This window comes from Caulobacter segnis (assembly GCF_023935105.1).
Taxonomy (GTDB): domain Bacteria; phylum Pseudomonadota; class Alphaproteobacteria; order Caulobacterales; family Caulobacteraceae; genus Caulobacter; species Caulobacter segnis_B.
The window spans coordinates 653409-678744 of the sequence record NZ_CP096040.1; the positions used below are offsets into that span (position 1 = coordinate 653409).

Here is a 25336-nt window from a genome sequence, read left to right on the forward strand (position 1 = left end):
CGTACGAGGCGTCACTGCCAAGTCGCAACAGGCCTGCTAGGTTTGCCGCATGTCCGCCCAGGGTTTCACCCTTTTCGACACCGTGATCGGGCGCTGCGGCCTCGCGTGGGGCGAGCGCGGCCTGATCGGCGTGCAATTGCCGGAGAGCTCGCCAGGCGCGGCCTGGGCGCGGCTGCGCAAGCGCTTTCCCGACGCGGTCGAGGCCGAGCCGCCGGCCGAGATCGAGGCGATCATGGACCGCATCCGCGACCTGTTGGGCGGCGGGCGCGACGACCTGTCGGACATCCCGTTGGACCTGGGCGGCCAATCCTCCTTCAACCTGCGAGTCTACGAGATCGCCCGGGCGATCACGCCGGGCGACACCTCGACCTATGGCGAGGTGGCCAAGGCCATGGGCGAGCCGGGCGCGGCGCGGGCCGTCGGCAAGGCCCTGGGCGAGAACCCCTGGCCGATCGTGGTGCCCTGTCATCGCGTGCTGGGCTCGGCCGGCAACATGGGCGGCTTCTCGGCCCCCGGCGGCGCCGAGACCAAGGCCCGCCTGCTGACGATCGAGAAAGCCAAGACCAGCGCGGTCCCGACCCTGTTCGATCTGGAGTTCTCGGTCGCGCCGCCGCGCGGGGGATGAAGGCATAAGAAGCCCTCTCTCATGGAGAGAGGGAGGGGCCCATCGCGTAGCGATGGGAGGGTGAGTGGGTACGCCCTCACCGAACAGGGCTCCGACCAGCGCGGCTACGCGCCGTCAGGGGCAATTTCTTTAGCTGCTTTGGGGGATCACCGGCTGACGGTGAAACCACTCACCCTCCCACCGCCTCCGGCGGCGGGCCCCTCCCTCTCTCTCAGAGAGAGGGATATTCCGTTCGTCCGTCCCCGCCTCTTAACGCGCGGTAACGCTTGCTCGAACAGGGGCGAAACGAATCAGGACCGAATCGGCGACGTTCTCCGATTCAGTGTTTGTTCCCTACAAGCTATTGTAGCTTAAGCTGGATTAACCACAAATCGGTTTCGCCGAAGCTCCACGGCGGTCGCCTATTTCGCGGCGGTTTCCGCGGGCGGGCATTCGGCTGAAAGGCGCTTGGCCGTCAGGCTGCCGGCCAGGGGCATGCCGTTGATGGTCTTGATGTGGATGTTCATCTTGAAGGCCTCGGGCGAGTAGACGCCGTCGGCGGTGACCGGCGAGACGCGGTCCTTCTTGTCGGTCCACGTGCCCTTCAGCTGGATCTTGCCGTCGCGGACGACATTGGTCGTGTAGTCGCAGCGGTAGCGCTTGGTGCAGATGCCGCGCGAGAACTGCTCGGCGTCGGCCGGCTTCAGGCACTTGGTCTCGTTGCTGACCGGGATGACGCCGATCTTGTAGTCGTACTCCCACTGGCCGGGCAGAATCGTCGACTTGGCCGTGGCCTGGGTCGCTGCCGCGCGGACCAAGGGCTGAGCCAGGGCCACGCCCCCGATGGCGAGCGCCAGAACAGAAGCGGCGAGAGCGGTGGAACGCATACGACGGGTCTCCTTCATGCGGCCTATATATAGAGCGCCAGATGAACCGTGCTTGAAGGCGGGGGTGAGGCATCGGGTTCCCTCGCGAACGCGAGAGGCCTTTGATGGAACGGGCCAGACCAGCCTTGACTCAAGGGCGGGCCTTCGCCTATATCGCCCGCTCTCGCGCGGTCGGCCTGGTCCAACCGTGTGTCCGAATTCATATCTTAGCGTGGCCCAGGCTCTTCACCGAGCCGAGCGGCTTCGCCCAAGCCAAGGTAACCACCATGTCGCGCCGTTGCGAACTTACCGGTATCGGTCCGATGGTCGGCCACAATGTGAGCCACTCGAACATCAAGACCAAGCGCCGCTTCCTGCCGGCCCTGTCGCCCGCCACGCTCCAGTCGGAGTCGCTGGGCCAGAGCTTCAAGCTGCGCATCAGCAACGCGGCCCTGCGCACGCTGGACTTCAAGGGCGGCCTGGACGTGTTCCTGCTGGGCGCCAAGGACGAGCAGCTGTCGCCGCGCGCCCTGAAGATCAAGTCGCAGGTCAAGGCCAAGGCCAAGGCCGCCGCGCAAGCCGCCTAAGCGGCTTCGGCCTCAAGGCTGATCCAACGAAAGCCCGCCGGGTTCGCCCGGCGGGCTTTTCGTCGTCTTCACTTCACGCTGGGTGTCCCCTTGACACCCCTTATGCTCAAAGTTAGCATAAGTTCGTCGCTGGATAGACCGGCGGCGTCAACCAGCGTGGGGGAGCCTCATGCGCTACGACTATCTCGTCCTGATCGGACGTTTCCAGCCGTTCCATAACGGCCACCTAACGGTGCTGCGGCACGCCCTGCGCCTGGCCGACAAGGTCATCGTCCTGGTCGGCAGCGCCGGCCAGCCGCGCACCACCCGCAATCCCTTCAACGCCGGCGAGCGCGCCGTCATGATCCGCGCCGCCGCGGGCGACGAAGCCGGGCGCCTGATCGTCCAACCGCTGCGCGACCGGCTCTACAACGAGACGGTCTGGGTCGCCGACGTCCAGCGCCTGGTCGCCGAGACGCTCGAGGCCGACGGCGCGGGCCCGGAGACCAAGGTCGGACTGATCGGCCGCGACAAGGACGGGGCCACCGGCGCCTATCTGGCCGCCTTCCCGCAGTGGCCGCTGGTCGACGTACAGCACACCGACGTGCTGTCGGCCACCGAGCTGCGCGCCTGGCTATTCTCCGGCGAGGCCGGGGCCTTGCGTCTGGTCGAGGCCAACACCCCGCCGGCCGTGTTCGAGATGCTGGAGGCCTTCCGCGCCGGCTCGCCCGCCTACGCCCAGCTGGCGCGCGAGGACGCCTTCATGCGCGCCTATCGCCAGAGCTGGGCCGCCGCGCCCTATGCGCCGACCTTCGTCACCGCCGACGCGGTGCTGGTCCACTCCGGCCATGTCCTGCTGGTCCGCCGCCGGGCCGAGCCGGGCAAGGGTCTCTGGGCCCTGCCGGGCGGCTTCGTGAACCAGGACGAGACCGTTCAGGCGGCGGCCATGCGCGAGCTGCAGGAGGAAACCCGGGTGAAGCTCCCGCCGGCCGTGCTGCGCGGCTCGATCAAGGCGCGCCAGGTGTTCGATTATCCCGGCCGCTCGCTGCGGGGCCGCACGATCACCCACGCCTTCCACTTCGACTTCCCGACCGGCGATCTGCCCAAGGTCCGCGCCGCCGATGACGCCGACCGGGTCCGCTGGGTCCCGCTCAGCGAGGCGATGCTGATGGAGGAGCAGTTCTTCGAGGATCACTTCCATATCCTCGAGCACTTCGTCGGCGGCGCCTGACGTCCAAACCCCTTGTCATGCCGCCCCGATAGACGGGTCGGCCCGTTCCCGCGCGAAGGAGCTTCCGCGATGTTCGACAACCTGGTCCTCAACACCGACAGCTACAAGGCCAGCCACTGGCTGCAGTATCCGCCCGGCACGACCGGCGCCTTCTCGTACGTCGAGAGCCGGGGCGGGCGCTATGACCGCACCGTCTTCTTCGGCCTGCAGGCGATCCTGAAGAGCCAGCTGGGCAAGCCCGTCACCCACGCCATGATCGACGAGGCCGCCGCGCTGCTGGCCGCCCACGGCGAGCCCTTCAACGAGGCCGGCTGGCGGCGGATCGTCGACGTCCATGGCGGCCGCCTGCCGGTGCGGATCCGCGCCGTACCCGAAGGGAGTGTCGTGCCGACCCACCAGGCGCTGATGACGATCGAGAACACCGATCCGGAGTGCTTCTGGCTGCCGTCCTATCTGGAGACCCTGCTGCTGCGGGTCTGGTATCCGGTGACGGTCGCCACGATCAGCTGGCAGGTGAAGCAGACGATCCGCGCGGCCTTGGAGAAGACCAGCGACAACGCCGCCGCCGAACTGCCGTTCAAGCTGCACGACTTCGGCGCGCGGGGCGTCTCCAGCCAGGAATCGGCGGCCCTGGGCGGGCTGGCGCACCTGGTGAACTTCCAGGGCAGCGACACCCTGAGCGCCGTCCTGGCCGGTCGCGCCTGGTACCACGAGCCGATGGCCGCCTTCTCCATCCCCGCCGCCGAGCACAGCACGGTGACCAGCTGGGGGCGCGAGAACGAGGTCGAGGCCTATCGCAACATGCTGGCCCGCTTCGGCAAGCCGGGGGCGCTGTTCTCGGTGGTGTCCGACAGCTACGACCTGTTCCACGCGGTCCGTGACCTGTGGGGCGGGGAACTGCGCCAGGCGGTGATCGACAGCGGCGCGACCCTGGTGGTGCGGCCCGACTCGGGCGACCCGGTAACCATCGTCGCCGAGACCCTGCGCCTGCTGGACCAGACCTTCGGTTCGACGACGAACGGCAGGGGCTACAAGGTGCTGAACCATGTCCGCGTCATCCAGGGCGACGGCGTCAATCCGGTCAGCATCGCCGCCATCCTGGAGCGCATCGTCGCCGAGGGTTTCAGCGCCGAGAACCTGGCCTTCGGCATGGGCGGCGGCCTGCTGCAGCAGCTGGATCGCGACACTCAGAAGTTCGCGCTGAAATGCTCGGCGGCCAAGGTCGACGGGCGCTGGATCGACGTCAGCAAGGATCCGGTGACCGACCCGGGCAAGCGCAGCAAGGCGGGGCGGCTGATGCTGCTGACCGACGGAGCGGGCGGCTATCGCACCGTGGCGGCCCCCGAGGGCTTCACCCCCGAGCCTGGCTGGCGCGACGCCATGGTCACGGTCTGGGAGGACGGTGTCCTGCGGGTCGACCAGACCCTGGCCGAAGTGCGCGCCAGAAGCGTGGCCTAGCTAAAAGCAAAACCCGCCGCGGCTTGAGCCGCGGCGGGTTTGAACGCTCGATACTGATACGCTTACTGGTACGCGGTACTGAACTTGGGCCGCTTAGCGCGCGACGACGGCGCCCGACGACGGGTTGGCCGTGTTGTAGGCGCTCAGGGCCGGGTTGTTGATCTTGGCCACGGCGTCGTTGACCGAGGCGCGGATGCAGGCCGGGTACAGGTAGCCAGCGAGGGCTTCGCCACGGACGTCCTGCCAGCACACGGTCGAGGCGGCCTTGACGATTTCGGCGCGGACTTCGGCGGCCGACTTGCCGGCCAGCTTCACGCGCATTTCGGCGGCCGAGGCGGGAGCGGCGGCGGCGAGGACGATGGCCGAAGCGGCCAGAACGATGGAGCGGATCATCTCGAAAGTTCCGAAAGGGGGTTGTGATCAACCACCTCCAGACGCGTTCCCCTGACGGTCCTGCTCGGTCTTTTGCCTGTCGCGCCGTCGGATGTCGATATAGCGACGTTCGTCTGAGTTATCAACGATTATGTTGCGATGCACCCTGAGCTTGAGCGTTGTGGTGTTTCGCGTGCGTACAATCGTTTGCGGTCTTGAAACAGAATACGAAAAACCCGCGAAACCGAGGTCTCGCGGGCTCTTTTCAAGTCATGACGCCGCGGTTTAGCGGATGGCGACGCGCATGAAATAGGTGCTGCGGCTCTGGGCCTTGTTGAAGGCGACCAGTTCGGGGCTCTTGGTGCGCAGCACGGCGTCGCGGGTCACTTCGCGCACGCAGTACGGCGCCAGGTCCGAGGCGTTCGGGTTGCCGGCCAGGTCGTCCTGGCACAGTTGCTTGGCCGCCGAGACGATTTCGGCGTGGACTTCGGGCGTGGCGCGGCCACGGACCTTGACGGTGTATTCAGCGGCGCTGGCCGAGGTGGCGGCGGTGGTGGCCATCAGAGCGGCGATGGCGACAACGAGCAGACGGATCATGTTGGTAGTCCCGGAAAGGAGGTTGGGTTCAACCGCCTCCCGGCGCGTTCCTCTGACGGCCCCCAGGATCTCGCCTCGTCGTCCGTCGCTGACACCGGTATCTGGTACCGGTACCTATTGCAAGCGCGAAGTAAGATTTTTCCGAAAAAAGATCAATACAATCATATAGTTGGCAATGAAACCGTCTCGTTCGAAACGAAACGGCTTAGCGCTTGCGAACGTGCTTCTTGGCCGGCTTGGGCGGAAGCGGCGGCGGCGCGGGGGGGCGCGACCCAGTCGAAGGCCAGCAGCAAGGTGCGCTGGTTCTTGCTGACCGCGCCGTCGTCCGAGATCAGGTAGAGACGCGTGGCGCCGGCTGGCGCGCCGGGCGGTGGGCCCGTCAGGGCCAGGCCCTCGAAATTGTCGCGCGGCATGGCGCCGTCGATATGCAGGGCCGCTGTAGTGCGCTGGCGAGCCGCCGGCAGGGTCGGGTCCGAGATGAAGCGCACCGTGGCCCGCCAGCCGCGGATGGGGTCGTAACCGCGATGCAGGGTGGCGATGGCGGTCCCGGCGAACGGCGCGAAGGCGGTCAGGCCCCAGGTGAAGTCCGGACCCGACTGTGGGGGCAGCGACCGGCACTCGGACGACAGGCGGCACAGCCACACCTCGCCCTCCTCGCCGCCGACGATGTAGGCGTCGGGGCCGGCGGCCGGATAGGCCGTGATCGCTTCCATGCCCTCGTTGTCGGGGAAGATGGTGGCGGGCTTGGGCGCGACGGCGGGCCGGCTCCAGGTTCCGTCGGGCTGGACCGCGTAGCGCCAGATGCGGTGATCGCCTTCGAAGCTGACCAGGCGCTCGCCGTTCGGCAGCACGGCCAGCCCTTCGGCGTCGGCGTGCGACTTGCCCTGCAGCGGCTGGCCGTCCAGGCCCGGCAGCGGACGCAGCTTGGTCTCGGTCAGGCCGATCAGCTTGCCGCCGGCGTCCAGCTGCAGCCGGGCCTCGAAGATGTCGCCCTCGTCGCTGATCGCCGTCAGCCGGCCGTCGGCGTTCACCGAAAGGTCCGACAGGCCATGCAGGCGCGAGGTGTTCGTGCTGGTCAGCACCAGGCCGCCGGCATAGGTGAAGCCGCCGCCAGCGTCGATCTTGGCCGGGTTGGCGGCGTCCAGCGGCACGGGCGTGGTGATGACGGTGATCTCGGGCCCGGCCTTGACCGGCGCGGGCGGGGCGGCGACCACGGGCGGCGGCCGGCGCGGCGTGCACTGGGTGGCGAAGCCTCCGGCGCCGCCGACCAGGCCCAGGACGAGCGCCGTGCGAAGACCGATCACGCCGGGACCTTGCCGGCTTTCGCGACCTGCGGCGTGACCACCGGCAGCGGGGCCAGCAGGCCGCGCGTGCGGGCGATCTGGCGCGGCTCTTCTTCGAACAGAGCCGCCAGCTGTTCGACCAGCACCCCGCCCAATTGCTCGACGTCGACGATGGTGACGGCGCGGCGGTAGTAGCGGGTGACGTCGTGGCCGATGCCGATGGCGATCAGCTCGACGGGGCTCTTGCCCTCGATCTCGGCGATGACCTGGCGCAAGTGGCGCTCCAGATAGTGACCCGAATTGACGCTCAGGGTGCTGTCGTCCACCGGCGCGCCGTCCGAGATCACCATCAGAATACGGCGGGCTTCGGGCCGGCCGATCAGGCGCTGGTGCGCCCACATCAGGGCTTCGCCGTCGATGTTCTCTTTCAAGAGGCCCTCGCGCATCATCAGGCCCAGGTTCTTGCGAGCCCGGCGCCAGGGACTGTCGGCGGCCTTGTAGATGATGTGGCGCAGGTCGTTCAGGCGGCCCGGCGCGGCGGGCTTGCCCTGCTTGATCCACTCGTCGCGGCTGGTCCCGCCCTTCCAGGCGCGGGTGGTGAAGCCCAGGACCTCGGTCTTGACGCCGCAGCGCTCCAGGGTGCGGGCCAGGATGTCGGCGCAGATCGCCGCCACCATGATCGGCCGCCCGCGCATCGAGCCGGAGTTGTCGATCAAGAGAGTCACGACCGTGTCGCGGAACTCCTGGTCTTCTTCCTGCTTGAACGACAGCGGCGCGGTCGGGTCGATGATCACCCGCGTCAGGCGGGCGACGTCCAGCATCCCCTCCTCGAGATCGAAGGTCCAGGCGCGGTTCTGCTGGGCCAGCAGGCGGCGCTGCAGCTTGTTGGCCAGGCGCGAGACGACGCTGGAAAGCGCGCTCAGCTGCTGATCCAGATAGGCGCGCAGGCGCGTCAGTTCCTCGGCGTCGCACAGGTCCTCGGCCGGGACGATCTCGTCGTGGGCGGTGGTGAAGATCTTGTACAGCGGCTCGGCGCCGGCCGAGGGGCCGGTGTCGGGACGGGCAGGCTTGGCGCCGTCGCCCATTTCGGGCTGTTCGTCGCTCTCCTCGGGCTCGCCCTCCTGGTCCGACTGGACCATCTCCTCGTCGCCGGCTTCGGTCTCGCGGTCCGAGGCTTCGCTTTCCTGCGGCGAGGAACCCTCGGGCTGCTCGCCTTCGCCCTCGCCCTGATCCTCGTCTGAGTTTTCGGTGGGGGCGTCGTCCTCGCCGTCATCCTCGTCGGCGCTTTCGGTCGCCTCGGACATCTCCTCGCCCAGGTCCAGGTCGCGGAGAATCTCGCGGGTCACGCGGGCGAAGGCGGCCTGGTCGTCGATGGCGGCGGCCAGGCGGTCCAGGTCCTTGCCGGCCCGGGCCTCGATGTCGTTGCGCAGGATGTCGACCAGGGCCTTGGCCCCGTCCGGCGGCGGATCGCCGGTCAGGCGCTCCCGGACCATCAGGCCCAGGATCTCGGCCATCGGCGCCGACTGGCGGTCGGTGGCGACCGCGCGGGTCAGGCCCTGCTTCTCCAGCCGGGCCTCGAGGGCGGCGGTCAGGTTGGCGCGAACACCGCCCAAGGCGTTGGACCCGATGGCTTCCAGCCGCGCCTGCTCGATCGACTCGAACGCCGCCTGGCCGTCGGGCGAGGCCGGGCGGGCGCGCGCGTGAGCCATCGGATCGTGGTGAGCCAGGCGCAAGGCCATCTGGTCGGCCAGGCCGCGGATGCGGGCGGCCTCCTTGCCGGACAGGTCGCGCGGCGGATGCGGCAGCACCGCCCGCTTACCCAGCAGCTGCGGACCATCGCCCGAGAACACGACCTCCAGGTCCGGTGTCTCGGCGAGCGAGCGCGCAGCGTGCGCCAGGGCGCGCTTGAAGGGTTCGGTGGGGCTTTCGGGCTTGGAGGCCATGGTCTTCGAGTTAACGGCCTCAGGCGGTGAAAACAAGGAACGGCGTGCGCGGACGAGGCGTTGATTTTCCGAATAGCGCCGCTCCCGCGCGCCCTCCGAAGGAAACGTCAATGCTCAAGTGGGCCATCATCCTCGCCATCGTCGCCCTGATCGCCGGGGCGCTGGGCTTCACCGGCGTCGCCGGCGCGGCGGCCGGCATCGCCAAGATCCTGTTCTTCCTGTTCCTGGTCGGCTTCGTCATCGTGATGCTGCTGGGGGCGACCGTGTTCAAGGCGGCGGCCGGCCCGAAATAGGCCGCCGCGCGCCTTGCGCGGGCCGGAGCGGACGTCGACCCCGCCGCCGGCATTCGATGACGCTAGGACTCGTGGGTGAGTCCTAGCGTCCCGCGTAGGCCTTGGCCTGCCGGTCGACCAGGGCGACCAGGTCGCCCATCTCCAGGTTCACGTCGATCAGGTGCAGGCCCCAGTCCTTCAGGACGTTGCCGGCCACCACGATGTCGCCTGAGATCTCGTCGGTCCGCGGATCGGCTGGATCGGCGTTCACCTTGACCGACAGATAGGTGAAGTCCCCGTCGGCGACACAGCGCGCCGAGACCAGGCCCGGCAGGCTCACGAACGGCGTCGACACGGTCAGGCCCTTGGCGAACGGTTTGGGCTCGCCGCTGGACAGAAAGGCCTTGCTGCTCAGATAGGCGTGGACCGGCGCGTCCTCGGTCGAGGCCTTGCCGGCCAGCAGGGCCGCCGGATTGACGCAGCCGGCGCGGCGACCTTCGGCGTCGGTCTTGCCAAAGCGGCTGTTGGCCGGCGGCGGCGAGGTTTCGCGGAACGAGACATAGGTGACCAGGCAACCGGCCTGGTCGGCCTTCACGCACAGGGGGATCGAGCCGAACTTGCCGGCCGCGTCGACCGGCGTGGTCATGCCCAGGATGTAGGCCGAGATCAGATTGGCCTGGGCCAGCTTGCCGTCGACCTCGTTCTTCAGGAGGTCGAGCAGCATGCGCGAGCCCTGGCTGTGGCCGATCAGAACCACGCCCCGGCCCTTGTTCTCGTTGGCCAGGTACCAGCGCCAGGCGTCGCGCACGTCGCCATAGGCCAGGACGCCGTTGCCCGGCGAAGGCTGGCCCATCATCACCGCGCGCAGGGCCGCCAGGGTCACCTGGCGGTACATCGGGGCGAACACCCGGCACTGGGACGCGAAACGGGCCAGCTGCTGCTCGACCACCCGCCGCTCGGCTTCGTCGATGACCATGTCGCTGTTGCCGCCCGGATCTGTCGAGACGGTCGGATAGACATAGAAGCAGTCGTAGTTGGGCGCGGCGGCGGCCTTGAACGTCTCGACCGAGGTCTTGCCGTCGGCCTGGACGATGGTGGTGGTCTGGTCGACCACGCAGGCGTCCTTGCGACCCGGCAGGCACAGCCAGGTCTCGGTCTTGCCGTAGTCGTTGGGCTCGACCGAGGCGGCGGGCGCTTGGGCGCAGGCCGCGTTCGCCAGGGCCAGGCCGATCGTCAGCCCCAGGGTCGCCAGAAGTTGCGCCATCACGTGATCTCCCCACCGATCTCAAACGACCGTTTTGCCGGGAGCATGGCCACAAAGACCGCCGGTCGCCAAGGGCCTATAGCGACAGCCAGCGACGCGGGTTCTTGTCGCCCAGGGCCCGGGCCTCGCCGGGCTTGAGGCCCAGCTCGCGCATGCGATAGGCGACGATCTCGCGCAGCGCCTCGACGGGCTCCTTGCCGGCCACGGGGCTGGAGGCGACGGCGCCGGCGTTCATCGCCAGGTCGACGGCCGCCCATTCGGCCTGGGCCCGGTCGGCCTTGCCGACGGCGAAGTAGTGGCGGACGGGCGCGCGCTCGCCTGGGACCTCGACCATGACGCCGATGACCCAGCCTTGAACGATCAGATCGGCGTCGGGACGCTGGCGGAACATGGGCCGCATGTAGCCGTCCGCGCCGTCCCGCGAAAGGGTCAGCCGATCAGCTGGAAGCCGACCTGGCTGAGCAGGCCCAGCACCAGCCAGACCGACAGACCCAGGACGACGAGACTCAGGGATGTCCGCGGGGCGCGTTTACGACGCGGGGCGGGGTACTCACGCACGAACGACATAACAGCCTCCATGCCTGCAAGGCTGCATCCTAACGCCCATGGTCCCGCTTGGATGCTTGGGTCGGTTCACTTTGGCGCGATTTCGCTGAAATGGCGGTGGATGGACGGTGGACAGAAAAAGGGCGGAGCCTCGCGGCCCCGCCCTCGTTCGTTTCAGCGACTTTATGGATTTCCTAGAAATCCATGTCGCCCATGCCGCCGGGCATGCCGCCCGGAGGGCCGCCGGCCGAGGCCTTCTTCGGGGCTTCGACGATCGCGGCTTCCGTGGTGATCAGCAGACCGGCCACCGAGGCGGCGTTCTGCAGAGCGGTGCGGACAACCTTGGCCGGGTCGATGACGCCGTCGGTGACCAGGTCAACGTACTGCTCGGTCTGGGCGTTGAAGCCGAACGAGCTGCTGGCGTTTTCCAGGATCTTGCCAACCACGATCGAGCCTTCGACGCCGGCGTTCTCGGCGATCTGGCGGATCGGCGACTGCAGGGCGCGACGCACGATGGCGATGCCGGCGGTCTGGTCGTCGTTGTCGCCGGTCACGCCAGCCAGGGCCTTGGAAGCCCAGAGCAGAGCCGTGCCGCCACCCGGGACGATGCCTTCATCGGCGGCCGCGCGGGTCGCGTTCAGGGCGTCGTCAACGCGGTCCTTCTTTTCCTTCACTTCGACTTCGGTCGAGCCGCCGACGCGGATGACCGCGACGCCGCCGGCCAGCTTGGCCAGACGCTCTTGCAGCTTTTCCTTGTCGTAGTCCGAGGTGGTGTCCTCGATCTGGCGCTTGATCTGGGCGATGCGGGCTTCGATGTCGGCCTTTTCACCAATGCCGTCCACGATCGTGGTGTCGTCCTTGGTGATCGAGACCTTCTTGGCGCGACCCAGCATGTCCAGCGAGACGTTCTCGAGCTTGATGCCGAGGTCTTCGCTGACGACTTGGGCGCCGGTCAGGATGGCGAGGTCTTCCAGCATGGCCTTGCGGCGGTCGCCGAAGCCCGGAGCCTTGACGGCGGCGACGCGCAGGCCGCCACGCAGCTTGTTGACGACCAGCGTGGCCAGGGCCTCGCCTTCGACGTCCTCGGCGATGATCAGCAGCGGACGGCCCGACTGGACGACGGCTTCCAGCACCGGCAGCAGCGGCTGCAGCGACGACAGCTTCTTTTCGAACAGGAGGATCAGCGGCTCTTCCAGCTGAACTTCCATCTTGTCGGCGTTGGTGATGAAGTACGGCGACAGGTAGCCGCGGTCGAACTGCATGCCTTCGACGACGTCGAGTTCGGTCTCGGCGGTCTTGGCTTCCTCGACGGTGATGACGCCTTCGTTGCCGACCTTGTCCATCGCCTTGGCGATCATCTCGCCGACTTCCTTGTCGCCGTTGGCCGAGATGGTGCCGACCTGAGCGATTTCAGCGTTGGTGGTGACCTTCTTCGAGGACTTCTTGATTTCCTCGATGGCGACCAGAACGGCCTTGTCGATGCCGCGCTTCAGGTCCATCGGGTTCATGCCGGCGGCGACCGACTTGAGGCCTTCTTGCACGATGGCTTGGGCCAGGACCGTGGCGGTCGTGGTGCCGTCGCCGGCCTTGTCGTTGGTCTTCGACGCGACTTCGCGGATCATCTGCGCGCCGAGGTTCTCGAACTTGTCAGCCAGTTCGATTTCCTTGGCGACCGAGACGCCGTCCTTGGTGGTGCGCGGGGCGCCGAACGACTTTTCGATGACGACGTTGCGGCCCTTGGGGCCCAGGGTCACCTTCACCGCGTTGGCGAGGATGTTGACGCCGCGCAGCATCTTGTCGCGCGCGTCCGAAGAGAAATAAACGTCTTTAGCGGCCATGTGTATGAGCCCTTCTAAAAGAGAATTACGGGTAGAAAACGGTCGGAACGGTGGGAGGGATTAGCCCTCGACCACGCCCAGGACGTCGCTTTCCTTCATGATCAGCAGGTCTTGACCGTCGACCTTCACTTCCGTGCCCGACCACTTGCCGAACAGGATGCGGTCGCCAGCCTTGACGTCCAGGGCGACGACGTCGCCCTTGTCGTTACGCGCGCCGGGGCCGACGGCGACGACTTCGCCTTCCTGCGGCTTTTCCTTGGCGGTGTCGGGGATGATGATCCCGCCCTTGGTCTTGGTTTCTTCTTCGACGCGCTTCACGAGGACGCGGTCGCCCAGGGGACGAAACTTCATTGTGGTTCTCCGTCGGAACGGTTTGTGTAAAGGCTTCGCTGGTCCGGGGGAGCGGTGCTGTTAGCAGTCGCTCCCATCGAGTGCCAACGTCGGTGGGTGAGTTAGGCAGCCCCCTTCGAGGAGTCAAGGACGCCAAAGGCGAACTTTTTTTGGCGCGTGAGCGCGGGAGGCTTTCGATGATCGACCATATGGGCGTGACGGTGCGTGATCTCCAGGCGGCCAAGGCGTTTTATGACGCCGCGTTCGCGCCGCTGGGGATCTGCGTGGTGATGAGCGTCACCGCCGAGGAGACCGGCGGCTCGGCCCACTATGGCTACGGCGCCACCGCGGATCGGCGCGACATCCAGGCCGGCAAGCCCAGCCTGTGGATCACCGAAGGCGGGACCGCGACGGGTCCGATGCACCTGGCGCTGGTCGCCGCCGACCGCGCCCAGGTGGACGGCTTCCACGCCGCGGCCCTGGCGGCGGGCGGGACCGACAACGGCGCGCCCGGCGTGCGGCCTCATTATCATCCCAATTACTATGCCGCCTTCGTGCTTGACCCGGACGGACGAAACGTCGAGGCCGTCTGTCACAAGCCCGCCTGAGGCCATCCCCCACGCGCCCCGAGGAGACCCGATGTCCAGCTATGTCCTGTCGCTGCTCCTGGCGGTCCTGGCCTGCATCATCGGCGGCACGCTGGGCGGCATGATCCTGGCGCGGCCGCAGGTGATGCTGGAGCTGGCGGGCCTGGCCGACGAGGCCAATTCCAAGCCGAAGCTGTTCGCCGAGGGCCGCGCGATGGGCGGGGTGCTGATCGCCTCGCACGGGATCGCGGCGCTGTATCTCGGCTATCAGCCCCGCATCGGGGCGGCCATGGCTCTGGTCCTGGCCGTCGCCTGGCTGGGCGCGGCGGCGGGGCGGGCGCTGTCGGCGGCGCTGGACAAGGACGCGGGACGCTTCAACGCCGGCTCGATGGTGTTCAACGCCCTGATCGGCGTCACGCTCAGCCTGCCGTTCTTCAACATCGGCCGCGTCGTGCTGCGGGGCGTCAGCGGCCTGGCCTGACCCCTTCGTGGGCCAACAGCCAGCGCTTGCGCTCGATTCCGCCGCCATAGCCGGTCAGCGACCCGTCCATGCCGATCACCCGGTGGCAGGGCGCGACGAGGCTCAAGGGGTTCGAGCCATTGGCGTGGCCGGCGGCGCGGATGGCGGCCGGACGGCCGGCGCGACGGGCCAGTTCCGAATAGGTGATGGTCTGGCCTGCGGGGATCTGGGTCAGCGCCGTCCACACCGCGTTCTGGAAGGTCGTGCCGTTGGTCGCCCAGGCCAGGGACGACAGGGCCTCGAACCGGCCCTCGAAATAGGCGGCCAAGGCGGCGCGCGTCACGGCGGGGGCCGGACCCGTATCGGGGCGTAGCGGGCCGTAGTGGGTCTTCAGCAGCCGATCCAGGCGGTGCTCGTGATCATGGAAGTCGACGGCCCGTAGCAGGCCGGCCTCGTCGGTGACGATCAGCAACTCGCCGATCGGCGAGGGCTGGCGATCCAGGAACAGGCGGGCGGGACGACTCATCGGGCGATTGTCGCCGGGACGGGCGAGAGTGTCCGCCCGGAAGTTGCTCTCGCGCCAATAGCCTCGCTTCCCCGGCGAAAGCCGGGGCCCAGATCGAACCCATGGGATTTGCGGGTCAGACCTGGGCGGACACTCGGATCATCTCCAGTCGCTCAGGCGGAACCTGGGCCCCGGCTTTCGCCGGGGAGACGTAGTTTCGAGGCGTTACGTGGAAGCCTACCGAATCCCCGGCACCTGCCGCGCGGCTTCCCGCTCGACCTTCTGCTTGTAGGCCAGGTCGCCGTATTTCGACATTTCCATGCGGGCGATGGTGCGGCAGTGGACCTCGTCCGGGCCGTCGGCCAGGCGCAGGGTGCGGATGCCGGCATAGGCCTTGGCCAGGCCGAAGTCGGTGGTCACGCCGCCGCCGCCGTGGGCCTGGATGGCGTCGTCGATGATCTTCAGGGCCAAGCGCGGCGCGGCGACCTTGATCATCGCGATCTCCAGACGCGCCGACTTGTTGCCGGCCTTGTCCATCATGTCGGCGGCCTTCAGGCACAAGAGGCGGCACATCTCGATGTCGATGCGGGCCTCGGCGATGCGCTGCTCCCACACCGAGTGGTCCGAGATGTACTTGCCGAACGCCTTGCGGCTCATCAGGCGCTGGACCATCTTCTCCAGCGCCACCTCGGCCGTGCCGATGGTGCGCATGCAGTGGTGGATGCGGCCCGGGCCCAGGCGGCCCTGGGCGATCTCGAAGCCGCGGCCCTCGCCCAGCAGCAGGGCGTCCTCGATCGGCACGCGCACGTCCTTCAGGATCACCTCGGCGTGGCCGTGCGGGGCGTCGTCATAGCCGAACACCGGCAGCATGCGGACGATCTCGATGCCCGGCGCGTCCAGCGGCACCAGCACCTGGCTCTGCTGGCTGTGGGGGGCGGCGGTCGGATCGGTCTTGCCCATCACGATGGCGACCTTGCAGCGCGGATCGCCCACGCCCGAGCTCCACCACTTGCGGCCGTTGATCACGTAGTGGTCGCCGTCGCGCTCGATGCGGGTCTCGATGTTGGTGGCGTCCGAGCTGGCCACGGCCGGCTCGGTCATCAGGAAGGCCGAGCGGATCTCGCCGTTCATCAGCGGGCGCAGCCACTTTTCCTTCTGCGCCAGCGTGCCGTAGCGCATCAGCACTTCCATGTTGCCGGTGTCGGGCGCGGAGCAGTTGAACACTTCCGAGCCGAAGCCGACCTTGCCCATCTGTTCGGCGATCAGGCTGTATTCCAGGTTGGTCAGTTGCTCGCCTTCGAACTCGAAGGTGTCGTCGACGTGGGTCTGGCCGCTGTGCGGCGGCATGAAGAAGTTCCACAGGCCGGCGGCCTTGGCCTTCTTCTTCAGCTCCTCGACCACCTGGACGACTTTCCAGCGTTCGGCGCCCAGCACGTTCATCTCGGCCTCGTAGGTCGGGATGGCCGGATAGACGTGCTCGTCCATGAACGCGGTGACGCGGTCCATGAAGGCGCGTTGCTTGGGGGAGATGTCGAAGTCCATGGCCGTTCCCTCTACCCGCTCTCTTTGAGTCAAACAGTTGTTTGAAGTGGTTGTAGCACCGCCTTGACGCGAGGGGCAAGCGGGCAGACGCGCTTAAGGAGCCTCAATCGCGGCCCGGCGGGTTGTCACGGCGCCCGTCCTGGTCGAAAACAGCGTCATGCTGACCTTGACCGCCGATACCCTGCAGGGCCGCTACGTCCGGCTCGAACCGATCACCATCGATCACCGCGACGAGCTGAAGGCCGCCGTCGACTGCGATCCCGAGAGCTGGGAGATCATGTCGGTCAACGGCTGCGGCGAGGGCTTCGACGACTTCTGGGGCGCGCTGCAGGGCGAGACCGACCGAGGCGAGCGCATCGGCTTCGCCATCCGCCGCCTGTCGGATGGCAAGGTGATCGGCACCTCCAGCTATCTGAACATCCGCCGGCTGCACGGCGGGCTGGAGATCGGCTCGACCTTCCTGAACCCCGAGGCGCGTTCGGGTCCGGTCAATCCGGAAAGCAAGCGCCTGATGCTGGCCCACGCCTTCGAAAAGGCCAACGCCATCCGCGTCGAGTTCAATATCGACGTCCGCAACGCCCGCAGCCAGGCCGCGGTGCAGAAGCTGGGCGCCAGCAAGGAAGGCGTGCTGCGCAACCACAAGGTCACCTGGACCGGCCACATCCGCGACACGGCCGTGTTCTCGATCACCGACTACGACTGGCCGGCGATCCGCGAGCGGCTGGAATTCCGTCTCAGCGAAACCTTCGTCTAGGGCGGCCGAATAGGACGGTTTGTCGCGGGAAATAAACCGCGGTTTTCCTGTCGGTTGTAAGGATTCACAAATATTGCGCCGATACCGTCGGATGTCATGACGGCCATCGCCTGCCTGCGAATCCTGTTCACCGCCGATGGCGAAAGCCAGCCGGGCGATATCCCCAAGCACAAGGCGCAGGGGGTGGCGGACGCGTTTCTGAAGGCCCGCTGGCGCGCGCCGCGCAAATGCGGGGCCGTGGCGCCGCTGGCCTTCGTGGTGGCCGACCATCACGTCGAGCATCTGGATCCGACCGAGGTTCAGGGCCTGGCCGCCGAGCTTGAAAAAGTTCTGTTCCCCGGTCGCCCGATCGGCCAGATCGCGCTGATGACCTTCGAGGGCGACGAGCAGGCGGTGCTGAAGTTCGCCAGCCTGTCGCAGAAGGCGCTGAAGGGTCTGCTGAACGGCGAAGGCTACGGCGGCGAGCCGGGCCGCGTCCACGTCATCACCGCCGACTCCATCGAGCCGCTGCCCGCCACCCGCGCGGAAGCCAAGGTCCATGCCGAGGAGAAGGCCGCCGAGAAGAAATCCGGCCTGGCGGCCGCCACCACGATCGAGCGCGAGCCCGCGTCGGCCAAGGCCGCCGCCGCGCCCGCCCCGGTCGTCCCCGTGGTCGAGCCGGCCAAGGCCGAGGCCCCGCCGGCGAAGGACGGTCCGCCCATCGTTAAGCCCGAACCCGGCAAGGCCAAGCCGCAGCCGAGCCTGGCCACCAAGCTCGCCGCCAAGGTCGAGCCGCCGCCGCCGCCGCCCGCCGAGACCGGCTGGTGGGGGATCTATGACCTCGCCGAGGGCGTCTTCGTCGGCTCGGCCATCGGCATGCGCGCGGACCTGATCGGCCCGCCGCCGGAAGACGATTCCAAGCTGCTCAAGCGCGACCTGATCGCCCTGACCGACGCGCAAGGCCAGCTCAAGACCGCCAAGTTCGGCGAGATCCATGTGCCGTTCGGGTTCTGGAACCTGACCACGCCGGCCTCGCAGGACGCCTACAAGACCCGCCTGTCGCGCTATCCGCTGGACCAGCAGCCGCGCCTGGTCGCCACGGTCTACGGCACGCCGCGCGAGGCCTCGATCGGCATGCTGCAGCAGGCCCGGGCGTTCCTGCAGGGCAGCTTCGCCCAGATGGACGTGCGGATCACCGATCCGACCTTCCCGCTCTCGGGCCTGCCGCCCGAGCTGGTCGACACCATCACCCTGGTGCTGGACGGCGAGACCGACCACGACCGCCTGAAGCAGATCCTGAAGTTCGTCGAGCGCAAGTCGCAGTACGTGGCCAAGGGCGTGCGCCAGGTCGTGGCCAATGTGACCTCCGACGTCGAGCTGGAAGCCTGCAAGGCCGGCGGCATCACCCGCGTCCAGGGCCCCGCCGTGACCGACCTGCTGGACAAGCCCGTCGCCAGCGCCGAGGGCGCGCCGGTCGCCCTGGCCCGGAACGCGGCCTGAGGCGACTCAGCCCTTTGGCGTCTCGAACGTGAACACCACGCTGTCGGCCGACCGCTCGGCCGGACCGTGGTAGACGGCCTCGATATTGTTGCCGTCGGGATCCCACAGGAACGCGGCGTAGTAGCCCGGATGATACGGCCGCTCGCCCGGCCCGCCGTTGTCCCGGCCGCCGGCGGCCAGCCCCGCGCGGTGGAAACGCTCCACCGTCTCCCGGTCCTTGGCCAGGAAGGCCAGGTGGATGTGCGTCGCCGGCTCGCCCGCGTCGATCCACAACTCGTCGGCGTCCAGGTGGGCGTCGTCCTCGTTGAACGGCGCGCCCAGAGCCTCCAGCACCGCCCGGTAGAAGCGCTTGGTCGCCTCCAGATTCCTGGCGCGCAGGTGGATGTGGTCGATCAGCCGGCCGCGATGGACTTGCATGCAATGCCCTCCAGGGTTCGCCAGCGAACGCCTTGCGCAGGACATCAGTTGCAGGCCGCTTGACCCTAACGCCGCGTCAGACCCCAGTGATAGCGCCATCGAGAAGGAAGGTCATTTTGAGCGTCTACACGGTCAAACAGATGGCGAGTTTGTCTGGCGTCTCGGTGCGCGCGCTGCATCACTACGACGCCATCGGCCTGCTGAAGCCCCGCGCCGTCGGGATCAACGGCTATCGCTATTACGACCGCGCGGACCTGTTGCGTCTGCAGCAGATCCTGTTCCACCGCGCCCTGGAGACTCCGCTCAAGGAGATCCAGGCCGCGCTGGATGATCCGGGCTTCGACCTCGCCGCCGCTCTTCGCGCCCATCGGGAGCGCCTGGCGGCCGAGGCTGAGCGCTACGCCCGGCTGGTGGACGTCGTCGACCGCACCCTCGCCGACCTCGAAGGAGACGAGACGATGGACGACAACCAATTGTTTGACGGGTTCACGCCGGAGAAGCAGGCCGAGCACGAGGCGTGGCTGATTGATCGATATGGGGAGGACAGAGCTGGACGGGCGATCGCTGGAGCCAAGGCCCGGATGGGAAGCCTGACCAAGGTCGAGGTCGCCGCCTTTCAGGCTGAGCGCGCGGCGATCGAGGCGGAGATGGCGACCGCTCTGGAGCAGGGATTGCCGGCCGACAGCGCGGTGGTGGACACGATCATGCGCCGCCATTGGAATTGGGTGGGCCGGGCCTGGAATCGCGAACCGACATCGGAGGCCTTCGTGGGTCTGGGGCGACTCTATCTGGAGCATCCCGAGTTCACGGCGCGATACGAAGCGCTGGCGTCGGGGCTGACGGAGTACCTGGCTGAGGCGATGCGCGCGTACGCGGAGAAAATGCTCCCCCGTGATACGGGGGAGCTCGCTCGCAGCGACTGAAGGGGCCTGGCCGGAGGTCGGCCGCGCTGGCCCCTCTCCGGGCCGCCTCCCCCGTGACGCGGGGGGATCTACCGCCGCCCGAACAGCTTCTCGATATCGGCCAGCTTCAGCTCCACATAGGTCGGGCGGCCGTGGTTGCACTGGCCCGAGTGGGGGGTGGCTTCCATCTCCCGGAGCAGGGCGTTCATCTCGGCGCCGTTGAGGCGGCGGCCGGCGCGGACGCTGCCGTGGCAGGCCATGGTCGAGCAGACCTCCTCCAGCCGCTCCTTCAGCGCCAGGGCCTGGCCGTTCTCGGCCAGGTCGTCGGCGATGTCGCGGACCAGGGCGGCGGCGTCGGTCTTGCCCAACAGGGCCGGCGTCTCGCGCACCAACACCGCGCCGGGGCCGAAGCTCTCGATGATCAGGCCCAGGCTAGCCAGCTCCTCGGACCGGGCGACCACGCGCTCGGCCTCGGCGGGGTCCAGGTCCACGACCTCGGGCAGCAGCAGGGTCTGGCGGGCCACGCCGCCGGTCGCCATCTCGCCCTTCATGCGCTCATAGACCAGGCGCTCGTGGGCGGCGTGCTGGTCGACGATGACCATGCCGTCGCGGGTCTGGGCGACGATGTAGGTCTCGTGCACCTGGGCCCGGGCCGCGCCCAGCGGGAAGTCGACCGGGTCGAACGGCGCGGTGGCCGGCGGATAGTCCGGAGACGGACGATCTTCGAAGGCGACCGACGTGTAGGCCTCGCGCACGACCTCGGCCAGTTCGCCGCCAAAGCCGGGCTCGACGCGGGCGGACACCTCGTTGAGGCCGGGAAGATCCATGCTTTGCATGCCCAGGGGCCGCTGGGTCGGCGGCGTCCAGCCGCCCTCGCGCCAGGCCGAGAAGCCGGCGGCCGACGGGCCTGGCTGGTATTGGGGCTGATACCCCGGGAACGGGCTCTGCTGGGCGCGGATGCTGTCCAGGGCCTGGTTGGCGACGGTGGTCGAGGCGCGGTGGCCGGCGCCGGCCAGCGCGTGGCGCAGGGCCCCGACGATCAGGCCGCGCACCAGGGCCGGATCGCGGAACCGCACCTCGGCCTTGGCCGGGTGGACGTTGACGTCGACCTCGGCGGTGTCGAGCGTGACATAGAGGGCCGCCGTCGGGTGGCGGTCCCTGGCGAGAAAGTCGGCATAGGCCGCGCGCAGGGCGCCTTGCAGCAGCCGGTCGCGCACGGGCCGGCCGTTGACGAACAGGTACTGGTGGGCGGCGTTGCCCCGGTTGTAGGTCGGGAGCCCTGCGAACCCCGACAGCCGCACGCCGTCGCGGACCTGGTCGATCTCGATGGCGTTGTCCTGGAAGTCGCGGCCCAGCACAGCGGCCAGGCGCGCCAAACGTCCTTGCGGTCCCGGATGCTCGGGCGGCAGGCGCAGGATCTTGCGGCCGTCGATGTCCAGCGAGAAGCCGACGCTCTCGTTGGCCATGGCCTGGCGCTTGATCTCTTCGGTGATCGCCAGGGCCTCGGCGCGCTCGGACTTCATGAACTTCAGGCGCGCGGGGGTGGCGTAGAACAGGTCGCGCACCTCGATCCGCGCCCCGTGGGGGCCAGGGAAGGCGGCCGGCGCGACGTCGCCGACCTGGCCGCCCTCGACCAGGATCGAATGGGCGTCGGCGGCGCCCTTGGCGCGCGAGCTGATCGTCAGCCGCGCCACCGAGCCGATCGACGGCAGGGCCTCGCCCCGGAAGCCCATGGTGTGGATGCGCAACAGGTCCCACAGGCCGTCCGCGTCGGGGGCCAGCTTGGACGTCGCATGGCGTTCGATGGCGACCGGCAGCTCCTCGGCCGAGAGACCGCAGCCGTCGTCGGCCACCAGGATCCGGGTCAGGCCGCCGCCGTGGGCCTCGACCTCGATCCGCGTCGCGCCGGCGTCGATGGCGTTGTCGACCAGCTCCTTGATGGCGCTGGCCGGACGCTCGACCACCTCGCCGGCGGCGATGCGGTTGACGGTCTCGGGCGGCAGGCGGCGGATGGGCATCAGGGCGGGCTTCCAACGAAACAAGTCGGTCCGCCGCGAAGCGGGACCGTACATTGCAACTCCTTAAGTTGACCGGACGAACGCCGATCGGCCAACGAAGAGGCGAGGGACGACTCTAGTGCGATTCCGCGCGCCTTCGAGGAACTCAACATAGTGACTCTGATCCGTTTCGCCGCCGCAGGCCTGGCGCTTTCCTTGCTGTGTGGCGGAAGCGCCCTGGCCCAGCAGCAGGGCAAGAACGAGGTCTCGATCCACCAGACCAAGCCCGTCGACCTGACGCCCGTCGACAGTCAGGCCAACCTGGTCGAGGAGCTGATCGTCAACGCCCGCCTGCCCGGACCGGCCTGGTGGAAGGTCACCGACGCCGACACCACGGTCTATGTCATGGGCGTGCCGGCCTTCATGCCGGACAAGCTGGACTTCGACGACTCGGTGCTGCGCCGCCGGCTGGACGGGGCCAATGTGCTGATCATCGGCCAGCAGCCGGACGTGAAGATCCTGAGCCTGCTGGGCCTGATCCCCGGGCGCGGCAAGGAATTCATGGTGGAACGGCCGATGCGCGACACCCTGCCGCCCGACCTGCGCGCGCGGCTGGAGAGGCAGCTGAAGGCGCGGGGCAAGAAGGCGGACGAGTATGACAAGATCAAGCCGGCGCTGGCGGGCTTCGTCATCGCCAACAGTCGGGGCGGCGAGGGCGTCTCGATCACCCTGGGCAAGTCCGTCGACCGCTTCCGCGACCTGGCCAAGAGCAAGGAGATCGCGGTCCAGCCCCGGGTCAAGAAGCTGGACGACTATGACCTGATCGGCATGGTCAAGTCGCTGGCCGAGGCGCCCCAGCCGCTGCAGGAGCTGTGCCTGGACGCGGGCCTCAAGCAGGCCGAGAACGGCCTGGCCACCGTCCGCGAGACCGCAGAACAGTGGGCCGAGGGCCAGGTGCGCGAGGTCGTCTCGGCCGAGCGCGGCTACCAGCGGTGCCTGGCCTCCACGCCCTGGATCGCCCGCCAGTTCAAGGACGGCGAGGATGACGCGGTGGCGGCGATCACCACGGCCCTGAAGAAGCCCGGCAAGGCCGTGGCGGTGATCGAGCTGCGCTCGCTGCTGACCGAGGGCGGCGTGCTGGATCGCCTGCGCGCCAAGGGTTTCAAGGTGGTGGCGCCTGAATAAGGCCAAGCTTCCGCCTCATCGTCCCGCCAGGGTTGCGGCCGTCAATTGGGGATCGAGATGCGCTTCGGACTGATCGGCCTGTTCCTGGCCTTCGCGGCCTCGGGCGCCCACGCCCAGGTGGCCGGAGCCATCGACGATCCGCAAGCCAATGTGGTCGAGGAACTGGTGGTCAGCGCCAAGCTGCCCGGACCGGCTTGGTGGCGGGTGTCGGACGCCGACACCACGATCTATGTCCTGGGGACCCCGGCCGCCCTGCCCAAGGGCATGGCCTGGGACAGGTCGGTGCTGGATCGTCGTCTGGACGGCGCCTTCGCCGTCGTCACGCCGTCGGAATGGCGGGCGGGCCTGGGCGACCTGCCGGCCATGCTGAAGCTGCGCAAGAGCCTCAAGGACGACGGCGCCTGGACGCGCCGCGCACCGGTCTTGTCGGCGCGGATGCAGCGGGCCTGGGCCGCCGCCGACCCCAAGGATCCGATGGGCTGGAAGGACTGGAAGCCGCTGTTCATCGCCCTGCGCCTTAGCGGCAAGGTCGACAAGAGCGACCAGCTGCAGGCCATGGAGCCCGACAAGACCATCGCGGCGATGGCCCGGAAGCACGGGATCAAGGCGCGTCCGGTTCAGGTCCGAAAGGCCATGCCGATGCTGAAGTCGCTGGTTCGCGAGCATAGCGACGAAGCGGGCCTGACCTGCCTGACCGAGACCCTCGACGCGGTCGAGCCGGGGCCTGGCCCCCGCCGCGCCGCCGCCCAGGCCTGGGCCGAGGGGCGGGTGAAGGCGGCGCTTTCCGGCCCGCGCGGCGCCGAGCGGTGCCAACTGCTGCTGCCCGGCGTGCCCGAGGCCATGCGCCAGTCGGTCGATGACGAGGTCGCCGCCCTGGCCGATCTGCTGAAGACCCCGGGCCACGCGGTGGCCACCTTCCCGATCCGCGGCCTGGTGGCCGAGGACGGCGTGCTGGACAAGCTGCGGGCGAAGGGGATCGCGGTCCGGACGCCGGCGGACGGCTAGGTGCTGGTCTCTCCTTTTCCGCATCGCGGGGGAGCAGAAACGAAAACGGCCCGGAACCGAAGCTCCGGGCCGTTCGAATCTCTGTCGTGAAGTCCGGCCTTAGAGGCCTGGCAGCTTGATGCCGCCCTTCTTCTCGCGGCTGATGACCACGCCACCCGTGCCGACCAGCTTCTTCAGGCGGGCTTCCTCGGCGGCGGCGTCGACCTCCACCGGGGCGTTGGCGCCCGATTCGGCGGCGGTGGCGACGTTGGCCGTCTTCTGACCCTTCTTCCAGAACATCACCTTGCTGGCGAAGCTCTCGTCCTTGTGGGCCAGGTCGCCGTTCTCGTCATCGACGACGAAGCGGATCAGCGGATCGGCCTTGTCGTTGCCGGCGCGGGCGACCAGCAGCTTTTCGCCTTCCGAACGGCCGGCGGCGTTGCTCTGGCCGATCAGGGCGGCGCGGGCGGCGCTTTCCGGCTGCAGCTCCTGCGGACGCGGCTCGCCGGGCGCCGGCGGGCGCAGGGCGTAGTCCGGCGGCACGGCCAGCGGAGCCTTGCTGACCACGCGGAATTCGTCGGGCACGACCTTGCTCATGCCCAGGGCCTTCTTGGTGGAGGTGCAGCCGGCCAGGCCGATGGCGACCACGGCGGTCAGGGCGCTCACGGTCGCGACCCGATTGAAACTCATCTAACCATGCTCCAGCGGCCGACCCCCGGCCAAAATTTCGGACGCTCTCGATACGACATCATCGCGCGGGCGCCAATCTCCCACGCGATTGCGGCGTCATTCGGCCCAATTCTCTCCGCCAAAATTACTCGGTTTGATGCGACAGCTTGTTTTCTTCGGAAAGGAAGCTGTCCAGCAGCAGCAGCGCCACGCCGATCGAGATCCCCGAGTCGGCCACGTTGAAGACCCACGGGAAGTACAGGCGCGAGACGTCGATGAAGTCGACGACATAGCCGTACAGCACCCGGTCGATCAGGTTGTTGCCGATGGCGCCGCCGATGATCATGCCGACGCCGATCGTCGGCAACAGCTTGGTCGACTTGCGGATCCAGAAGGCCAGGCCGATCGCCACCAGGATCGAAAAGCCCGTCAGCAGCCAGCGGCCCCAGTCGGTCCCCCGCAGCAGGCCGAAGCTCATGCCGTAGTTATGGACCATGGTCAGGTGCAGCGGGCCCAGAAGCGGCAGGCTGGAGCCCTGCTCGCGGCCCAGGAGGCCCAGGATCCAGAGCTTGCTGATCTGGTCCAGGACGACCGTCCCGGCGGCGATGGCGTAGGCGGTCCAGCCCAGGCGAGTGATCTTCAAAGCGGTCGTCCCTTCTTCGAAACCCTCTCCCAGAGGGAGAGG

27 protein-coding genes and 1 pseudogene are annotated in these 25336 nt (G+C 68.2%); 12 read left to right on the top strand and 16 right to left on the bottom strand.

All coding sequences use genetic code 11. From position 1 onward, the window contains the following. Positions 1 to 49 precede the first annotated feature (49 nt). Positions 50 to 625: a methylated-DNA--[protein]-cysteine S-methyltransferase gene (locus tag MZV50_RS03225; protein WP_252632981.1), complete on the top strand. Its 576-nt coding sequence runs from the start codon at positions 50 to 52 to the stop codon at positions 623 to 625. 401 nt (positions 626 to 1026) lie between these two features. Here the strand turns inward: MZV50_RS03225 and MZV50_RS03230 are convergent, their stop codons facing one another. After that, the gene (locus MZV50_RS03230) at positions 1027 to 1491 is read right to left on the bottom strand and encodes a DUF3617 domain-containing protein (RefSeq protein WP_252632982.1); all 465 of its coding nucleotides are present in this window, start codon (positions 1489 to 1491) and stop codon (positions 1027 to 1029) included. Positions 1492 to 1757: 266 nt separating this feature from the next. Between MZV50_RS03230 and rpmB the strand changes: the two genes are divergently transcribed. The 3 genes from rpmB to MZV50_RS03245 all read left to right on the top strand — a co-directional run bounded on the left by rpmB (position 1758) and on the right by MZV50_RS03245 (position 4725). Beyond that, positions 1758 to 2057: a 50S ribosomal protein L28 gene (rpmB, locus tag MZV50_RS03235; protein WP_125155294.1), complete on the top strand. Its 300-nt coding sequence runs from the start codon at positions 1758 to 1760 to the stop codon at positions 2055 to 2057. Positions 2058 to 2226: 169 nt separating this feature from the next. Further along, the gene (locus MZV50_RS03240; RefSeq protein WP_252632983.1) at positions 2227 to 3267 is read left to right on the top strand and encodes a bifunctional nicotinamide-nucleotide adenylyltransferase/Nudix hydroxylase; all 1041 of its coding nucleotides are present in this window, start codon (positions 2227 to 2229) and stop codon (positions 3265 to 3267) included. Positions 3268 to 3336: 69 nt separating this feature from the next. Continuing rightward, positions 3337 to 4725: a nicotinate phosphoribosyltransferase gene (locus MZV50_RS03245; RefSeq protein ID WP_252632985.1), complete on the top strand. Its 1389-nt coding sequence runs from the start codon at positions 3337 to 3339 to the stop codon at positions 4723 to 4725. A 93-nt stretch (positions 4726 to 4818) separates the two neighbouring features. Here MZV50_RS03245 and MZV50_RS03250 read toward each other — a convergent pair whose 3' ends face one another. The 4 genes from MZV50_RS03250 to cobT all read right to left on the bottom strand — a co-directional run bounded on the left by MZV50_RS03250 (position 4819) and on the right by cobT (position 8920). Continuing rightward, positions 4819 to 5118, bottom strand: coding sequence for a hypothetical protein (locus tag MZV50_RS03250; protein ID WP_252632986.1), 300 nt, complete (start codon positions 5116 to 5118; stop codon positions 4819 to 4821). Positions 5119 to 5382: 264 nt separating this feature from the next. After that, on the bottom strand, positions 5383 to 5694 hold the full coding sequence (locus tag MZV50_RS03255; protein ID WP_252632988.1) for a hypothetical protein: 312 nt from the start codon (positions 5692 to 5694) through the stop codon (positions 5383 to 5385). 161 nt (positions 5695 to 5855) lie between these two features. Next, positions 5856 to 6998 carry an esterase-like activity of phytase family protein gene (locus MZV50_RS03260; RefSeq protein ID WP_354668921.1) on the bottom strand — a complete coding sequence of 381 codons (1143 nt, stop codon included), beginning with the start codon at positions 6996 to 6998 and terminating at the stop codon, positions 5856 to 5858. Continuing rightward, positions 6995 to 8920 (bottom strand): cobaltochelatase subunit CobT, encoded by a 1926-nt coding sequence (gene cobT / locus MZV50_RS03265; RefSeq protein ID WP_252632989.1) that lies wholly within the window; start codon positions 8918 to 8920, stop codon positions 6995 to 6997. Before cobT ends, MZV50_RS03260 begins: the two co-directional genes overlap by 4 nt. A 110-nt stretch (positions 8921 to 9030) precedes the next feature. Between cobT and MZV50_RS03270 the strand changes: the two genes are divergently transcribed. Further along, a complete protein-coding gene (locus MZV50_RS03270; protein ID WP_252632990.1) occupies positions 9031 to 9213 on the top strand; it encodes a DUF1328 domain-containing protein in 183 nt (60 codons plus the stop codon). 82 nt (positions 9214 to 9295) lie between these two features. Here MZV50_RS03270 and MZV50_RS03275 read toward each other — a convergent pair whose 3' ends face one another. The 5 genes from MZV50_RS03275 to groES form a co-directional block, all read right to left on the bottom strand. Further along, positions 9296 to 10456, bottom strand: a complete 1161-nt coding sequence (locus MZV50_RS03275; RefSeq protein ID WP_252632991.1) for a DUF3089 domain-containing protein — start codon at positions 10454 to 10456, stop codon at positions 9296 to 9298. Between the two features lie 76 nt (positions 10457 to 10532). After that, positions 10533 to 10847, bottom strand: coding sequence for a hypothetical protein (locus MZV50_RS03280; protein WP_252635161.1), 315 nt, complete (start codon positions 10845 to 10847; stop codon positions 10533 to 10535). Between the two features lie 38 nt (positions 10848 to 10885). Further along, the gene (locus MZV50_RS03285) at positions 10886 to 11023 is read right to left on the bottom strand and encodes a hypothetical protein (protein ID WP_252632992.1); all 138 of its coding nucleotides are present in this window, start codon (positions 11021 to 11023) and stop codon (positions 10886 to 10888) included. Positions 11024 to 11196: 173 nt separating this feature from the next. After that, complete coding sequence (gene groL, locus MZV50_RS03290; RefSeq protein ID WP_252632993.1) at positions 11197 to 12840, bottom strand: chaperonin GroEL; 1644 nt, start codon at positions 12838 to 12840, stop codon at positions 11197 to 11199. Between the two features lie 60 nt (positions 12841 to 12900). After that, a complete protein-coding gene (groES, locus tag MZV50_RS03295) occupies positions 12901 to 13191 on the bottom strand; it encodes a co-chaperone GroES (RefSeq protein WP_172270611.1) in 291 nt (96 codons plus the stop codon). 176 nt (positions 13192 to 13367) lie between these two features. Between groES and MZV50_RS03300 the strand changes: the two genes are divergently transcribed. Together MZV50_RS03300 and MZV50_RS03305 are read left to right on the top strand one after the other, a co-directional pair. Beyond that, complete coding sequence (locus MZV50_RS03300) at positions 13368 to 13778, top strand: VOC family protein (RefSeq protein ID WP_252632995.1); 411 nt, start codon at positions 13368 to 13370, stop codon at positions 13776 to 13778. 31 nt (positions 13779 to 13809) lie between these two features. After that, on the top strand, positions 13810 to 14238 hold the full coding sequence (locus MZV50_RS03305) for a DUF4345 family protein (RefSeq protein WP_252632996.1): 429 nt from the start codon (positions 13810 to 13812) through the stop codon (positions 14236 to 14238). Here MZV50_RS03305 and MZV50_RS03310 read toward each other — a convergent pair. Together MZV50_RS03310 and MZV50_RS03315 are read right to left on the bottom strand one after the other, a co-directional pair. Beyond that, entirely contained in the window at positions 14222 to 14743 is a 522-nt protein-coding gene (locus tag MZV50_RS03310) for a methylated-DNA--[protein]-cysteine S-methyltransferase (protein WP_252632997.1), read from the bottom strand. The genes MZV50_RS03305 and MZV50_RS03310 overlap by 17 nt on opposite strands. 216 nt (positions 14744 to 14959) lie before the next feature. Next, entirely contained in the window at positions 14960 to 16264 is a 1305-nt protein-coding gene (locus MZV50_RS03315; protein WP_252632998.1) for an acyl-CoA dehydrogenase family protein, read from the bottom strand. 157 nt (positions 16265 to 16421) lie between these two features. Between MZV50_RS03315 and MZV50_RS03320 the strand changes: the two genes are divergently transcribed. Beyond that, positions 16422 to 17018 (top strand): GNAT family N-acetyltransferase, encoded by a 597-nt coding sequence (locus MZV50_RS03320; protein ID WP_252632999.1) that lies wholly within the window; start codon positions 16422 to 16424, stop codon positions 17016 to 17018. Between the two features lie 96 nt (positions 17019 to 17114). Further along, positions 17115 to 18497 carry a hypothetical protein gene (locus MZV50_RS03325; RefSeq protein WP_252633000.1) on the top strand — a complete coding sequence of 461 codons (1383 nt, stop codon included), beginning with the start codon at positions 17115 to 17117 and terminating at the stop codon, positions 18495 to 18497. A gap of 6 nt (positions 18498 to 18503) precedes the next feature. Here the strand turns inward: MZV50_RS03325 and MZV50_RS03330 are convergent, their stop codons facing one another. Further along, positions 18504 to 18914, bottom strand: a complete 411-nt coding sequence (locus MZV50_RS03330; protein ID WP_252633001.1) for a VOC family protein — start codon at positions 18912 to 18914, stop codon at positions 18504 to 18506. A gap of 116 nt (positions 18915 to 19030) precedes the next feature. On the opposite strand from MZV50_RS03330, the gene MZV50_RS03335 reads away from it, so the two are divergent. Continuing rightward, positions 19031 to 19837 (top strand): MerR family transcriptional regulator, encoded by an 807-nt coding sequence (locus MZV50_RS03335; protein WP_252633002.1) that lies wholly within the window; start codon positions 19031 to 19033, stop codon positions 19835 to 19837. Between the two features lie 68 nt (positions 19838 to 19905). Here the strand turns inward: MZV50_RS03335 and mutL are convergent, their stop codons facing one another. Further along, positions 19906 to 21834, bottom strand: coding sequence for a DNA mismatch repair endonuclease MutL (gene mutL / locus MZV50_RS03340; protein WP_252633003.1), 1929 nt, complete (start codon positions 21832 to 21834; stop codon positions 19906 to 19908). Positions 21835 to 21952: 118 nt separating this feature from the next. Here mutL and MZV50_RS03345 point away from each other — a divergent pair. Next, positions 21953 to 22998, top strand: a pseudogene (locus MZV50_RS03345) (TraB/GumN family protein). A gap of 57 nt (positions 22999 to 23055) precedes the next feature. Continuing rightward, complete coding sequence (locus MZV50_RS03350) at positions 23056 to 24003, top strand: TraB/GumN family protein (protein WP_252633005.1); 948 nt, start codon at positions 23056 to 23058, stop codon at positions 24001 to 24003. 99 nt (positions 24004 to 24102) lie between these two features. Here the strand turns inward: MZV50_RS03350 and MZV50_RS03355 are convergent, their stop codons facing one another. Both MZV50_RS03355 and lspA read right to left on the bottom strand, forming a co-directional pair. Then, positions 24103 to 24672 carry a DUF3035 domain-containing protein gene (locus tag MZV50_RS03355; protein WP_252633006.1) on the bottom strand — a complete coding sequence of 190 codons (570 nt, stop codon included), beginning with the start codon at positions 24670 to 24672 and terminating at the stop codon, positions 24103 to 24105. A 124-nt stretch (positions 24673 to 24796) separates the two neighbouring features. Continuing rightward, positions 24797 to 25327 carry a signal peptidase II gene (gene lspA, locus MZV50_RS03360; protein WP_252635162.1) on the bottom strand — a complete coding sequence of 177 codons (531 nt, stop codon included), beginning with the start codon at positions 25325 to 25327 and terminating at the stop codon, positions 24797 to 24799. Positions 25328 to 25336: the final 9 nt, after the last annotated feature.